Source organism: Streptomyces sp. NPDC101191, from assembly GCF_044767915.1.
In the GTDB taxonomy this organism is placed as follows: Bacteria; Actinomycetota; Actinomycetes; order Streptomycetales; family Streptomycetaceae; genus Streptomyces.
On sequence record NZ_JBIWOU010000010.1, the window covers coordinates 24,887 to 39,375 of the forward strand.

The 14,489-nt window shown below is 72.9% G+C and carries 10 protein-coding genes; all 10 read left to right on the forward strand.

Translation table 11 applies throughout. The annotated features are described in order from the left end of the window. Positions 1 to 3: 3 nt before the first annotated feature. A complete protein-coding gene (rodA, locus tag ACIRQF_RS31825; protein ID WP_389758732.1) occupies positions 4 to 1,203 on the forward strand; it encodes a rod shape-determining protein RodA in 1,200 nt (399 codons plus the stop codon). A gap of 42 nt (positions 1,204 to 1,245) precedes the next feature. Continuing rightward, entirely contained in the window at positions 1,246 to 2,763 is a 1,518-nt protein-coding gene (locus ACIRQF_RS31830) for a CHAD domain-containing protein (RefSeq protein WP_404097616.1), read from the forward strand. A gap of 52 nt (positions 2,764 to 2,815) precedes the next feature. Continuing rightward, positions 2,816 to 4,744 carry a TIGR03960 family B12-binding radical SAM protein gene (locus ACIRQF_RS31835; RefSeq protein WP_382484820.1) on the forward strand — a complete coding sequence of 643 codons (1,929 nt, stop codon included), beginning with the start codon at positions 2,816 to 2,818 and terminating at the stop codon, positions 4,742 to 4,744. Positions 4,745 to 4,814: 70 nt separating this feature from the next. Next, positions 4,815 to 6,305 carry a hypothetical protein gene (locus tag ACIRQF_RS31840; protein WP_404097619.1) on the forward strand — a complete coding sequence of 497 codons (1,491 nt, stop codon included), beginning with the start codon at positions 4,815 to 4,817 and terminating at the stop codon, positions 6,303 to 6,305. Positions 6,306 to 6,429: 124 nt separating this feature from the next. Next, positions 6,430 to 7,221, forward strand: a complete 792-nt coding sequence (locus tag ACIRQF_RS31845) for a TIGR03936 family radical SAM-associated protein (RefSeq protein ID WP_376630420.1) — start codon at positions 6,430 to 6,432, stop codon at positions 7,219 to 7,221. 235 nt (positions 7,222 to 7,456) lie between these two features. Beyond that, on the forward strand, positions 7,457 to 11,233 hold the full coding sequence (locus ACIRQF_RS31850; RefSeq protein WP_404097622.1) for a ribonuclease E/G: 3,777 nt from the start codon (positions 7,457 to 7,459) through the stop codon (positions 11,231 to 11,233). A gap of 91 nt (positions 11,234 to 11,324) precedes the next feature. Further along, the gene (gene galU, locus ACIRQF_RS31855) at positions 11,325 to 12,236 is read left to right on the forward strand and encodes a UTP--glucose-1-phosphate uridylyltransferase GalU (protein ID WP_376630416.1); all 912 of its coding nucleotides are present in this window, start codon (positions 11,325 to 11,327) and stop codon (positions 12,234 to 12,236) included. Between the two features lie 187 nt (positions 12,237 to 12,423). Further along, positions 12,424 to 12,744, forward strand: coding sequence for a 50S ribosomal protein L21 (gene rplU, locus ACIRQF_RS31860; RefSeq protein WP_365340082.1), 321 nt, complete (start codon positions 12,424 to 12,426; stop codon positions 12,742 to 12,744). Between the two features lie 14 nt (positions 12,745 to 12,758). Further along, positions 12,759 to 13,013: a 50S ribosomal protein L27 gene (gene rpmA, locus ACIRQF_RS31865; RefSeq protein ID WP_376630414.1), complete on the forward strand. Its 255-nt coding sequence runs from the start codon at positions 12,759 to 12,761 to the stop codon at positions 13,011 to 13,013. 114 nt (positions 13,014 to 13,127) lie between these two features. Next, positions 13,128 to 14,489: GTPase ObgE (gene obgE / locus ACIRQF_RS31870; protein WP_404097627.1), on the forward strand; the 1,362-nt coding region annotated here is incomplete at its 3' end.

Here is a 14,489-nt window from a genome sequence, read left to right on the forward strand (position 1 = left end):
CCGATGACCGCTCCCCACGGTTTCTCCGTCTCCCGCTACGCGCCCGAGCGCGGCACCTTCGCCAGGCTCACCGCCCGCGACTCGGTGCTGCGCCGGCTCGACTGGCCGATCCTGCTGTCCGCGCTCGCCCTGTCGCTCCTCGGCTCGCTCCTCGTGTGGTCCGCCACCCGCGGCCGCACCGAGCTCAACCAGGGCGACCCGTACTACTTCCTGTTCCGGCACGTCCTCAACACCGGCATCGGGCTCGCCCTGATGATCGGCACGATCTGGCTCGGTCACCGCACCCTGCGCGGGGCCGTGCCCTTCCTCTACGGCCTCTCGATCCTGCTGATCCTCGCCGTGCTCACCCCGCTCGGCGCGACCATCAACGGCGCGCACGCGTGGATCGTGATCGGCGGCGGCTTCTCGCTCCAGCCCAGCGAGTTCGTGAAGATCACCATCATCCTGATCATGGCGATGCTGCTGGCCGCCAAGGTCGACGCGGGCGACCAGATCCACCCCGACCACCGCACCGTCGCCAAGGCCCTCGGCCTGGCCGCCCTCCCCATGGGCATCGTCATGCTGATGCCCGACCTCGGCTCGGTCATGGTCATGGCCGTCATCGTGCTCGGCGTGCTGCTCGCCTCCGGCGCCTCCAACCGCTGGGTCCTCGGCCTCATCGGCGCGGGCGTCCTCGGCGCCGTCCTCGTCACCACGCTCGGCATGCTCGACGAGTACCAGATCAACCGCTTCGCCGCCTTCGCCAACCCCGACCTCGACCCGGCCGGCGTCGGCTACAACACCAACCAGGCCCGCATCGCCATCGGCTCCGGCGGACTGCTCGGCTCGGGACTCTTCAAGGGCTCCCAGACCACCGGCCAGTTCGTCCCCGAGCAGCAGACCGACTTCGTCTTCACGGTCGCGGGGGAGGAGCTCGGCTTCGTCGGCGCGGGCCTCATCCTGCTGCTGCTCGGCGTCATCCTCTGGCGCGCCTGCCGCATCGCCCGCGAGACCACCGAGCTCTACGGCACGGTCGTCGCGGCCGGCATCATCGCCTGGTTCGCCTTCCAGGCCTTCGAGAACATCGGCATGACGCTCGGCATCATGCCGGTCGCCGGCCTGCCGCTCCCGTTCGTCTCGTACGGCGGCTCGTCGATGTTCGCGGTGTGGGTCGCGATCGGCCTGCTGCAGTCGATCCGGGTGCAGCGACCGATAACGGCCTAGTTCCCCCTGCCGCTCCCTCCCGTTCGCGTCTAGATTCATTGCATGGCGGAGACGAAACGCGAGATCGAGCGTAAGTACGAGGCCACCGAGAAGACGGCGCTCCCGGACCTCGTCGGGACCGGGAGCGTGGCCGCCGTCCGGGACGAGGGCGTCACCGAACTGGACGCCGTCTACTACGACACCCGGGACCTGCGGCTCGCCGCCGACGGCCTCACCCTCCGTCGCCGCACCGGCGGCGCGGACGCCGGCTGGCACCTCAAGCTCCCCGTCGCCGCCGGCATCCGCGACGAGATCAGAGCCCCGCTCTCGGAGACCCTCCCGGCCTTCCTGGCGGGGCTTCTGCGCTCCCGCGTCCGGCACGCCGCCGTCGTCCCGGTCGTCCGTCTCCGCTCCTCCCGCGACGTCCGCCACCTGCTGGACGACGACGGCCGTCCGCTCGCCGAACTGTCCGTCGACACCGTCCGCGCCGACCGCCTCACCGGAACGGGCCAAGCCGCCTGGACCGAGATCGAGGTCGAACTCGCCGACGACGGCGACGAGGCTCTCCTCGACGCCGTCGAGAAACGCCTCAAGAAGGCGGGCATCCGCCCGTCCGCGGCGCCGTCGAAACTCGCCAGGGCACTGGAGGAGACCGGCACGGCCCCGCCAGCGCGCGAGGACGGGCCCGGAACCCCCGGCACCGCCGGACACGCCGTCCTCGCCTACGTACGCGAGCAGGCCGACGCCATCGTCGCGCTCGACCCCGCCGTCCGGCGCGACCTGCCCGACGCGGTCCACCAGATGCGGGTCGCCTGCCGCAGGATGCGCAGCGCCTTCAAGACCTACCGGAAGGTGCTCGACCGCGGCGTCACCGACCCGGTCGGCGAGGAGCTCAAGTGGCTCGCCGGCGAACTCGGCGCCGCCCGCGACGAGGAGGTGCTCACGGCCCGCCTGGACGCCCGGCTCGACGCCCTGCCGAACACCCTTCTCCTCGGCCCCGTCCGGGCCCGGCTCCGCGCCCGCGGCGCCCGGCGCGCCGCAGACGCCCGGCACACGGCGCTCGCCGCCCTGGACTCCGCGCGCCACCTCGCACTCCTCGACACCCTCGACGCGCTCCTCTCCGACCCGCCCCTGCGCAAAGCGGCCGCACAGGACGCCTCCGAGGTCCTCGCGCGCGCCGTCCGCAAGGACTTCGACCGGCTCGCCCGCCGGGTCGAGCACGCCCTAGAGCTCGACCCGGGGCAGGAACGCGATCTCGCCCTGCACGCCGCCCGCAAGGCCGCCAAGCGCACCCGTTACGGCGCCGACGCCGCCCGCCCCACCCTCGGCAAGCCCGCGAAACGGTTCGCCAAGCGCGTCAAGGCCGTCCAGTCACTCCTCGGCGAGCACCAGGACAGCGTCGTCGCCCGCACCGCGCTGCGCGAGATCGCCGTCCAGGCCCACGCGGCCGGCGAGACCGCCTTCACCTGGGGCCTTCTCTACGGACGCGAGGAAGCCGCGGCCCTGGAGGGCGAGCGCGAGCTCCCCGCCGTCTGGAAGCGGGCCGCGGCCCCCGGAATCCGGGCGGCACTGAGCCGCTGAGCACCGGGGTACGCTTGAGAGTCGCCCCCCTGCCAGCTCACGAAGGTTCGAGATGTCTGCTGCCGAGTCTGTCTTCCCGCAGCTCGAAGCTCTGCTCCCGCACGTGCAGAAGCCGATTCAGTACGTCGGTGGAGAGCTGAACTCCACGGTCAAGCCGTGGGAGTCCGCCGACGTCCGCTGGGCTCTGATGTACCCGGACGCGTACGAGGTCGGCCTGCCCAACCAGGGCGTCATGATCCTCTACGAGGTACTGAACGAGCGCGAGGGCGTCCTCGCCGAGCGCACCTACAGCGTGTGGCCGGACCTCGAAGAGCTGATGCGCGAGCACAAGGTGCCGCAGTTCACCGTGGACAGCCACCGCCCCGTCGGCGCGTTCGACGTCTTCGGCCTGAGCTTCTCCACGGAGCTCGGCTACACCAACATGCTCACCGCCCTCGACCTCGCCGGCATCCCGCTGGAGTCGAAGGACCGGACCGTCGACCACCCGATCGTGCTCGCCGGCGGCCACGCCGCCTTCAACCCCGAGCCGATCGCGGACTTCATCGACGCGGCGATCATCGGCGACGGCGAGCAGGCCGTGCTCGACATGACCGAGATCATCCGGCAGTGGAAGGCGGAGGGCAGGCCCGGCGGCCGCGAGGAGGTCCTCTTCCGTCTCGCCAGGACCGGTTCGGTCTACATCCCGGCGTTCTACGACGTCGAGTACCTGCCGGACGGGCGCATCGGCCGGGTCGTCCCCAACAAGTCCGGTGTGCCGTGGCGCGTCTCCAAGCACACCGTCATGGACCTCGACGAGTGGCCCTACCCCAAGCAGCCGCTCGTCCCGCTCGCGGAGACCGTCCACGAGCGCATGTCCGTCGAGATCTTCCGCGGCTGCACCCGCGGCTGCCGCTTCTGCCAGGCCGGCATGATCACGCGCCCCGTGCGGGAGCGAAGCATCACCGGCATCGGCGAGATGGTGGACCGCGGTCTCAAGGCGACCGGCTTCGAGGAGGTCGGCCTCCTCTCGCTGTCCTCCGCGGACCACTCCGAGATCGGCGACATCGCCAAGGGCCTGGCCGACCGGTACACCGAGGACAAGATCGGCCTGTCCCTCCCGTCGACCCGCGTGGACGCGTTCAACGTCGACCTGGCCAACGAGCTCACCCGCAACGGACGCCGCTCCGGCCTCACCTTCGCCCCCGAGGGCGGCTCCGAGCGCATGCGCAAGGTCATCAACAAGATGGTCTCGGAGGAGGACCTGATCCGGACCGTCTCCACCGCGTACGGCAACGGCTGGCGTCAGGTGAAGCTGTACTTCATGTGCGGCCTGCCCACCGAGACGGACGAGGACGTCCTGCAGATCGCCGACATGGCGATGAACGTGATCGCCGAGGGCCGCAAGGTCTCCGGCCAGAACGACATCCGCTGCACCGTCTCCATCGGCGGCTTCGTCCCGAAGCCCCACACCCCCTTCCAGTGGGCCCCGCAGCTCTCCGCCGAGGAGACCGACGAGCGCCTGGCCAAGCTCCGCGACAAGATCCGCGGCGACAAGAAGTACGGCCGCTCGATCGGCTTCCGCTACCACGACGGCAAGCCCGGCATCGTCGAGGGCCTGCTCTCCCGCGGTGACCGCCGCATCGGCGCGGTCATCCGCGCCGTGTACGAGGACGGCGGCCGCTTCGACGGCTGGCGCGAGCACTTCTCCTACGACCGCTGGATGGCGTGCGCGGAGAAGACGCTCCCCGACTTCGGCGTGGACGTGGCCTGGTACACGACCCGCGAGCGCACCTACGAGGAGGTCCTGCCCTGGGACCACCTGGACTCCGGTCTCGACAAGGACTGGCTCTGGGAGGACTGGCAGGACGCCCTCGACGAGACCGAGGTCGAGGACTGCCGCTGGACGCCGTGCTTCGACTGCGGCGTGTGTCCGCAGATGGACACGAGCATCCAGATCGGCCCGACGGGCAAGAAGCTGCTGCCGCTCACGGTCGTGAAGTAGCCGCGTAACGCTCTGGCGACGGCCCGGCGGAGGGAGAACCCTCCGCCGGGCCGTCCGCGTCCCTGTGGTCATGAGCACGGAAACCCCGGCCCCGTTGCCGCCGGCCCCGCACCCGCTGATCCGCATCCCCGTGCGCATCGTCGTGCTGGTCCTGATCCTCCCGGTCCGCATGACCTGGGACGCCCTCAAGGCCACCGGCCGCCTCCTCGACCGCACCCTGCTCCGCCCCGTCGGCCGCGCCCTCACCTGGCTCCTCGACCGGACGGTACGCCGCCCGGCCCACTGGCTGTGGCACCGCGTCCTGGCCCCGACGGGCCGGGGCATCGCGTGGGCGGCGACGGGGGCGGGGCGCGGCGTCGCGTGGGTCCTCGGTGGCCTGTGGCGGGGCCTGGCCTGGGTGTTCGGTGGCCTGTGGCGGGGCCTGGCCTGGGTGTTCGGCGGCCTTTGGCGCGCCCTGGGCTGGATCTTCGGCGGCTTGTGGCGCGGGCTGGCGTGGGTGTCCGGTGGGGTGCGGCGTGGGCTCGGGTGGATGGCGGGCGGCCTCGGGCGCGCCCTGGCCCGGGCGTTCGGCGGGGTGTGGCGCGCGCTGGCCCGGGTCTTCGGCGGGGTGTGGCGCGGGCTGGCCTGGGGGCTCGAACGGGTGAGGGGCGTGGCCGCCCGGGTCGGGCGGGGGCTCGCGGTGCTCGCCGGGTGGGTCGGCAAGGGGGTGGCCTGGCCCTTCGTCACCCTCTGGCGCCACGTGGTCGTGCCGGTGGTCCGGTACGGGATCGTCGTCCCGGCCGGCCTGCTCTGGGGGCGGGTGCTCGTGCCGTTGGGTGCCGGGCTGTGGCGGTACGGCGTGGTCGGGCCCGCCCGGTGGCTGTACGGCCGGGTGCTGGCGCCGCTCGGCCGGGGCGCCGGGTGGCTGCTCACCCGTTCGGGGCGCGCGTCGGCCTGGGTCCTCACGCGGCTGGGGCGGGGGATCGCGGCCGGTGTGACGGGACTCGGCCGGGTGCTCTTCGTGTGGCCCTGGCGGTACGTGCTGGTGCCGCTCGTCACGTACGGGATCGTCCGGCCCGCGGTCTGGCTGTGGCAGCGGATCCTCACCCCCCTGGGACGTGAGCTTCGCGACGCCCTCGCGATCTGCTGGCGGACCGCCGGCTTCGTCTCCGTGGCCGTCGGACGCGGCCTCGCGTGGCTCGCGCGCCATCTGGTCGCACGGCCCCTGGTCTGGGCGGCGCGCCATCTCGTCGCGCGCCCCTTCACGTGGCTGGCGCGCCATCTGGTCACGCGCCCCGCCGCCTGGGTCTACCGCGAGGTGTGCGTTCCGGCCGGGCACTGGGTGCGCGACGCCGTCTGGGCGCCGGCCCGCCAGGCCGCGGCCGAGGCCCGCAGGACGGCGCGGGCGGTGCTCGCCTCCGCCCGCGACACCGTCGCCCGGGCCCGCCGGGACGCGTGGCGGTCCCTGCTCGGCGGACGGCCCGGGGAACCACATGTGGCCCAGGCGCGTACTCTGGGTAGTACAACGAACGTCCCCGGCGCGGCGCCCGCCCCCGAGATCTCCCCGCAGCAGCGGGGGTGAGCCGGGCGGGACCCCCGGGACACCACCGCATTTCGAGGGCGGTGCGCCTCCCGCGCCCGCTCCGCACCGAGGAGAAGAACCACTGGGCAAGCGACAGCCCGAAGGCCCGCCGCCCGCACCGGCGGTGCAGCGCATCCGACTGCGCTACACCAAGCGCGGCCGCCTCCGGTTCACCAGCCACCGTGACTTCCAGCGCGCTTTCGAGCGTGCGCTGCGCCGTGCCGAGGTGCCCATGGCGTACTCGGCCGGGTTCACCCCGCACCCCAAGGTGTCGTACGCCAACGCCGCGCCGACGGGTACGGGCTCCGAGGCCGAATACCTGGAGATCGCCCTCACCGCGACCCGCGATCCCGAGACCCTGCGGGGCCTGCTCGACGAGTCCATGCCGAGCGGCCTCGACATCGTCGACGCCGTCGAGGCCCGGACCCCGGGCCTCGCCGACCGGCTCACCGCCTCCGTGTGGGAGCTGCGGCTCGACGGTGTGGACACCGAGGAGGCACAGAAGGCCGTCGAGGCGTTTCTGGCGGCCGATACCGTGGAAGTACAGCGCAAGACCAAGAACGGTCTGCGTACCTTCGACACCCGCGGTGCCGTCGTGGAGCTGACCGCGGCCCCCGCCCAGGGCGATCCCCAGGGTGATAGGCCGCTCGACAGCGCCTGTGCGATACTGCGGCTGGTTGTTCGGCACGTAACGCCTGCCGTACGACCCGACGACGTCCTGTCCGGTCTCCGAGCTGTGGCCGACCTGGCGCCGCCGGTCCCCGCAGCGGTGACCAGGCTGGCGCAGGGGCTCTTCGACGAGGAGTCCGGCACGGTGACCGACCCGCTCGCGCCCGACCGCGAGGCAGTCAAGGCCGCTCCAACCACGGCCGCCGCGACCGCCTCAGCGACGGCGCCGGGTGCGGGTACCGCGTAGGGAGCGGTCGTTGTAGCGCCGCCCTGGTACTCGGGAGCCACCTGGGTCGGGCAGCGCACCCACCAGGAGACTTTCGCCAGGCCGTACGCACAGGGCGTACGGAACCGGCGAGCCAGACATACAGCTCCCGTGTGGCGCCCGCGCCCCGGACGGCGGCACCGCGCTTCCCGCGCGGTCGTGCCGCCGTACCGGAACCGGACGCGGCGCCCGGGAGCGTGACGGGAGAACCGCCCGCATGCTCGAACAGAACGAAGACAACGAGAACAACGCGCCCGGTGACAAGCTGCCGCCGCGCCGTCGTCGTCGTGCCGCCTCCCGGCCCGCCGGTCCGCCGGTGACCGCCGGGGCCGCCGCCGACACCGCCGAGGTCGTGGAGGCCGTCGCGGCTCCGGCCGCCCAGGCCGCACCCGCCGAGGCCGCGCCCGCCGAGGAGCCGGCACCTGCGCGTCCGCGTCGCCGCGCCACCCGCAAGGCCACCGCGCCCGCCGCCGAGACCCCGGCCGCCGAGGCCGCGGAGACCCCCGAGGCCGCTCCGGTCGCCGAGGCCGCGCCCGCCGCCGAGGAGGCCGCCCCGGCCCGCCGTACCCGCCGCCGCGCGACCCGCGCCACCGCCGCCCCCGAGGCCGAGACCCCGGCCGCTGCCGAGGCCGCCCCGGTCGCCGAGCCCGCGCCGGTCGCCGAGCCCGCCGAGGAGCCGACGCCCGCACCCCGCTCGCGTCGCCGCGCCACCCGCGCCGTGACCTCCCCGGAGGCCGTCGAGGCCCCCGCCGCCGAGGCCCCCGCGGCCGCGCCGGCCGCCGAGGAGGCCGCCCCGGCCCCGCGTGCCCGCCGCCGTGCCACCCGTAAGACCAGCGCGCCCGACGTGACCGCGGACGCCGCCGCCGAGATCGCGGCCGAGACCTCCGGCGAGTCGCTGCCCGCGGACACCGTCGAGGAGATCGCCTCGCACGCCGCCGACGTCGCCGCCGCCGAGCAGGCCGCCACCCGCGGCCGTACCCGCCGCCGCGCCACGTCGCCGCAGTTCACCGCCGAGCCGGCCGCCGCCGAGGAGGCCCCGCGGGCCCGCCGTGCCGCGCGCCCGGCCGTCGCCGTCTTCCAGGCCCCGGTCTTCGCCGAGCCCATGTTCCAGACCCCGGAGACCGCCGCGGCCATCGCCGCCGCAGAGGTCGTCGAGGAGGAGCCGGAGGAGGAGACCGCGGAGACCGTCGAGGCAGCCGAGGTGGCCGAGGCCGCCGAGCGCGCCGAGACCGGTACGCGCCGTCGCCGTCGCCGCCGTGGCGAGCCGGTCGCCGTCGAGCCCGTCCCGGCCACCGTCGCCGACGAGCCCGAGGTCGAGTCCACCCCCGAGGCCGAGGCCGAGGGCGAGACCGACGAGACCGACGAGTACGAGGAGCGTCCGTCCCGGCGTCGCCGCCGTGGCGGCCGTCGCCGGCGTCGTGGTGAGCTCGCCGACACGGAGTCCGAGGGCGAGGAGGCCGACGAGGCCGAGGAGCCCCACGCCGAGGACGGCGAGGAGGGCGAGGAGCCGGAGGACTCCGAGGAGTCCGAGGACTTCGGCGGCTCCAGCAGCTCCCGCCGCCGTCGCCGCCGGCGTCGCCGCAGCGGTGACGCCGCCGAGACCGAGGGCACCGACGAGGACGGCGTTCGTACGGTCGTCAAGGTCCGCGAGCCCCGTCCCGCGCGGGAGAAGAGCGCCGAGCCGTCCGACGAGGTGCAGTCCATCAAGGGCTCGACCCGTCTGGAGGCCAAGAAGCAGCGCCGCCGTGAGGGCCGCGAGCAGGGCCGCCGGCGCGTCCCGATCATCACCGAGGCCGAGTTCCTCGCGCGCCGCGAGGCCGTCGAGCGGGTGATGGTGGTCCGCCAGAACGGCGAGCGCACCCAGATCGGTGTCCTGGAAGACAACGTGCTCGTCGAGCACTACGTCAACAAGGAGCAGGCCACCTCCTACGTCGGCAACGTCTACCTGGGCAAGGTCCAGAACGTGCTGCCGTCCATGGAGGCCGCCTTCGTCGACATCGGCAAGGGCCGCAACGCCGTCCTGTACGCCGGCGAGGTCAACTTCGAGGCGCTCGGCATGGGCCACGGTCCGCGCCGCATCGAGGCCGCCCTCAAGTCCGGCCAGTCGGTCCTGGTCCAGGTCACCAAGGACCCGATCGGCCACAAGGGCGCCCGTCTGACCAGCCAGGTCTCCCTGCCGGGCCGCTACCTCGTGTACGTGCCCGAGGGCTCCATGACCGGCATCAGCCGCAAGCTCCCGGACACCGAGCGCGCGCGTCTGAAGACCATCCTCAAGAAGATCGTCCCCGAGGACGCGGGCGTCATCGTGCGCACCGCCGCCGAGGGCGCGAGCGAGGACGAGCTGCGCCGTGACGTCGAGCGTCTGCAGGCGCAGTGGGAGGAGATCCAGAAGAAGGCGAAGAACGGCAACGCTCCGACCCTTCTCTACGGCGAGCCGGACATGACCGTCCGGGTCGTCCGCGACATCTTCAACGAGGACTTCTCCAAGGTCATCGTCAGCGGCGACGACGCGTGGGAGACCATCCACGGCTACGTCTCGCACGTCGCGCCCGACCTGGCCGACCGCCTGACGCGGTGGACCAGCGAGGTCGACGTCTTCGCCACGTACCGGATCGACGAGCAGCTGATGAAGGCGCTGGACCGCAAGGTCTGGCTGCCGTCCGGCGGTTCGCTGGTGATCGACAAGACCGAGGCGATGATCGTCGTCGACGTCAACACCGGCAAGTTCACCGGTCAGGGCGGCAACCTCGAGGAGACCGTCACCAGGAACAACCTGGAGGCGGCCGAGGAGATCGTCCGCCAGCTGCGCCTGCGCGACCTGGGCGGCATCGTCGTCATCGACTTCATCGACATGGTCCTGGAGTCCAACCGCGACCTGGTGCTGCGCCGTCTCCTGGAGTGCCTGGGCCGCGACCGGACCAAGCACCAGGTGGCCGAGGTCACCTCGCTCGGTCTGGTCCAGATGACCCGCAAGCGGGTCGGACAGGGCCTCCTGGAGTCCTTCTCGGAGACCTGCGTCCACTGCAACGGCCGCGGTGTCATCGTCCACATGGAGCAGCCCGCCACCCACGGTGGCGGTGGCGGCGGCAAGCGCTCGAAGAAGCGCGGCCGCGGCGGCGCCGAGCACGTCCACGAGCACGAGCACGAGCACGAGGCCGTCGAGAGCGGCGCCGAGGCGGAGGCCCCGGCCGAGGTCGAGACCGCTGCCGAGGTCGCCGCGGAGCTCGCGGCCCCGGTGGCCCTGCCCGAGCCGATCGGCGCCGACGAGGAGCTGTACGGCAGCGTCGCCGAGGCCGAGGCGGCCGCCACGCGCGGTGGCCGCGGCCGCCGTCGGGCGACCCGCCGGGTGTCGGCGCCCGCCGCCTCGCCGGTCGTCACCGAGACGGAGACCTTCGAGGTCGTCGTCCCGGAGCCGAAGCCGAAGGCCGAGCCGACCCCGGTCGCCGAGCCCGTGGCCGAGCCGGCCGCGGAGGCGGCTCCGGCGCCGGTGGCCGAGGACGCCGCCCCCGCGCCGCGTACCCGCCGCCGTGCCACCCGCAAGGCCACCGCCCCGGTGACCGCCACCGCGGAGCCTGCCGCCGAGCCCGTCGCCGAGACGGTGGTCGAGCCGGCCGCCGTCGCGGAGGCCCCGGCCGCCGAGCCGGTCGTCGAGGAGGCCCCCGTGGCCGCCCCGCCGAAGGCGCGCCGCCGGGTGGTCCGCAAGGCCACCGCCCCGGCCGGTTCGCCGACGGGTGGCGAGGAGGCCGCCGTGGTCGTGGTGGCGTCCGCCGCCCCGGCCGAGCCGGCGGAGTCCGCCGCGCCGGCGGAGCCCGCGGAGGAGGCCGCCGAGGCCCCCGCCCCGGCCAAGAAGACGGCCCGCAAGACCGCCAAGAAGGCGACGACGGCGAAGAAGGCCGTCGCCAAGAAGACGGTGGCCGCCAAGAAGACCGCGGCGAAGAAGGCAACGACGGCGAAGAAGGCCGTCAAGAAGACCGCCGCTCCCGCGCAGGACTGACCTAGTCCCCTGACGCGACCGTGTGGACCGTCCTCCCGCCGAGGACGGTCCACACGGCATTCACCCCGGATCGGAACCAGGAACCAGCCCGATGAACAACACCCCCGCTCCCCGCGTACGCAAGGCCGTCATCCCCGCCGCCGGTCTCGGCACGCGCTTCCTGCCCGCCACCAAGGCGACGCCGAAGGAGATGCTGCCGGTCGTCGACAAGCCGGCCATCCAGTACGTCGTGGAAGAGGCGGTCTCGGCAGGGCTCGAGGACGTCCTGATGATCACGGGCCGCAACAAGCGTCCGCTTGAGGACCACTTCGACCGGAACTACGAGCTGGAGGAGGCGCTCACCCGTAAGGGTGACGACGAGCGCCTCGCCCGGGTCCAGGAGTCCAGCGAGCTGGCCACCATGCACTACGTCCGCCAGGGCGACCCGCGGGGCCTCGGCCACGCCGTGCTGTGCGCACAGCCGCACGTCGGCGACGAGCCCTTCGCGGTGCTGCTCGGCGACGACCTGATCGACCCGCGCGACCCGCTGCTCGCCCGCATGCTGGAGGTCCTCGGCGAGCACGGCGGCAGCGTCGTCGCGCTGATGGAGGTCGACCCCGCGCAGATCCACCTGTACGGCTGCGCGGCCGTCGAGCCGGCCGACGACGCCGACGTCGTGCGGATCACCGGCCTGGTCGAGAAGCCGGAGCCGTCCGAGGCGCCCAGCAACTACGCGATCATCGGCCGCTACGTCCTCGACCCGGCCGTCTTCGGCGTCCTGAACGGGACCGAGCCGGGCCGCGGCGGTGAGATCCAGCTCACCGACGCCCTGCAGAAGATGGCGGCGGACGAGCAGCTGGGCGGCCCCGTGCACGGTGTCGTCTTCAAGGGACGCCGTTACGACACCGGCGACCGCGGCGACTACCTGCGGGCCATCGTGCGCCTCGCCTGCGAGCGTGAGGACCTCGGTCCGGACTTCCGCGCCTGGCTCAAGGGCTTCGTCGCCGAGACGTCCGAGATTTGACCCCCTGCGGGCGCCGCCCGTAACCTAGACCGTCGGCGTGTCGACTGACATGCCGCGCCTCTGAGCACCTCCCTCCCGGTCCGCCGGGAGAGGCCGCTCGTCCGATCCGGATCGCCGCAGGCCCCAGGGCCCGCGCGTGTGCGGCTGGCGTCAGAGGTCCCCATTACCGAGTGAGAGAGAGATCCGCGTGTACGCCATCGTGCGCAGCGGTGGTCGCCAGCACAAGGTTGCTGTCGGCGACATCGTTGAGGTTGACAAGATTTCCACCGCCAAGGCTGGCGACACGGTCGAGCTCTCGACCCTGCTCGTCGTCGACGGCGACGCCGTGACCAGCGACCCGTGGGTCCTGGCGGGCATCAAGGTCCTGGCCGAGGTCGTGGACCACACCAAGGGCGCCAAGATCGACATCCTGCGCTACAAGAACAAGACCGGCTACCGCCGTCGCCAGGGTCACCGTCAGCAGTACACGGCGATCAAGGTCACGTCCATCCCGACGGCCGCGAAGTAAAGAGGGACTGAGCAATGGCACACAAGAAGGGCGCATCGTCCACCCGGAACGGTCGCGATTCCAACGCCCAGCGGCTCGGCGTGAAGCGCTTCGGCGGTCAGGTCGTCAACGCGGGTGAGATCCTGGTCCGCCAGCGCGGCACCCACTTCCACCCGGGCTCGGGTGTCGGTCGCGGTGGCGACGACACGCTGTTCGCCCTGCAGGCCGGTTCGGTGCAGTTCGGCACCTTCCGTGGCCGCAAGGTCGTGAACATCGTTCCGGCCGCCTGATCGGAACAGCTTGGCGGAGGCGGACCTCACTTCCCGGCAGGGAAGAGGGTCCGCCTTTCGCGTGTTACTAGATAGACATTCCGTACCAAGCTCACTTGCTGGAGGCACAGAACCATGACCACCTTCGTGGACCGCGTCGAGCTGCACGTCGCCGCGGGTAACGGAGGCCACGGCTGCGCCTCCGTCCATCGGGAGAAGTTCAAGCCGCTGGGCGGCCCCGACGGCGGCAACGGCGGCCGGGGCGGTGACGTCATCCTGGTCGTCGACCAGTCCGTCACCACACTCCTCGAGTACCACCACTCGCCGCACCGCAAGGCCACCAACGGCAAGCCCGGAGAGGGCGGCAACCGGGCGGGCAAGGACGGCCAGGACCTGGTCCTGACCGTGCCCGACGGCACCGTCATCCTGGACAAGCAGGGCAACGTCCTCGCCGACCTCGTCGGCCACGGCACGACGTACATCGCCGCCCAGGGCGGCCGCGGCGGCCTCGGCAACGCCGCGCTGTCCTCCGCCCGGCGCAAGGCCCCCGGCTTCGCGCTGCTCGGCGAGCCCGGCGACCTCCAGGACATCGTCCTGGAGCTCAAGACCGTCGCGGACGTGGCGCTCGTCGGTTACCCGAGCGCCGGCAAGTCCTCGCTGATCTCCGTCCTCTCGGCGGCCAAGCCGAAGATCGCGGACTACCCCTTCACGACGCTCGTCCCGAACCTGGGCGTGGTCACGGCCGGTTCGACCGTCTACACCATCGCCGACGTCCCCGGTCTCATCCCCGGCGCCAGCCAGGGCCGCGGCCTGGGCCTGGAGTTCCTGCGCCACGTCGAGCGCTGCTCGGTCCTGGTCCACGTCCTCGACACGGCGACGCTGGAGTCCGACCGCGACCCGGTCACCGACCTGGACGTCATCGAGGAGGAGCTGAAGCAGTACGGCGGTCTCGACGACCGCCCGCGCATCGTCGTCCTCAACAAGATCGACATCCCGGACGGCCAGGACCTCGCGGACATGATCCGCCCGGACCTGGAGGAGCGCGGCTACCGCGTCTTCGAGGTCTCCGCGGTCGCCCGCACGGGCCTGAAGGAACTGTCCTTCGCGCTCGCCGACATCATCGCCCAGGCGCGCGCCGCGAAGCCCAAGGAGGAGGCGACCCGCATCGTCATCCGCCCGAAGGCGGTCGACGACGCCGGCTTCACCGTCACCTACGACGAGAACGAGGACGTCTACCGCGTGCGCGGCGAGAAGCCGGAGCGCTGGGTCCGCCAGACCGACTTCAACAACGACGAGGCCGTGGGCTACCTGGCCGACCGCCTCAACCGCCTCGGCGTCGAGGACGCACTGATGAAGGCCGGCGCCCGCGCCGGCGACGGCGTGTCCATCGGCTCGGACGAGAACTCCGTGGTCTTCGACTGGGAGCCCTCGATGGTGGCCGGTGCCGAGATGCTCGGCCGCCGAGGCGAGGACCACCGTCTCGAGGCCCCGCGTCCG

What these genes read in the sequence shown, in the direction of transcription:
- ACIRQF_RS31830 (WP_404097616.1), top strand. Translation starts at nt 1,246, where the DNA reads ATGGCGGAGACGAAACGCGAGATCGAGCGTAAGTACGAGGCCACCGAG.
- rpmA (WP_376630414.1), top strand. Translation starts at nt 12,759, where the DNA reads ATGGCACACAAGAAGGGCGCATCGTCCACCCGGAACGGTCGCGATTCC.
- galU (WP_376630416.1), top strand. Translation starts at nt 11,325, where the DNA reads ATGAACAACACCCCCGCTCCCCGCGTACGCAAGGCCGTCATCCCCGCC.
- rodA (WP_389758732.1), top strand. Translation starts at nt 4, where the DNA reads ATGACCGCTCCCCACGGTTTCTCCGTCTCCCGCTACGCGCCCGAGCGC.
- ACIRQF_RS31835 (WP_382484820.1), top strand. Translation starts at nt 2,816, where the DNA reads ATGTCTGCTGCCGAGTCTGTCTTCCCGCAGCTCGAAGCTCTGCTCCCG.
- ACIRQF_RS31850 (WP_404097622.1), top strand. Translation starts at nt 7,457, where the DNA reads ATGCTCGAACAGAACGAAGACAACGAGAACAACGCGCCCGGTGACAAG.
- ACIRQF_RS31840 (WP_404097619.1), top strand. Translation starts at nt 4,815, where the DNA reads ATGAGCACGGAAACCCCGGCCCCGTTGCCGCCGGCCCCGCACCCGCTG.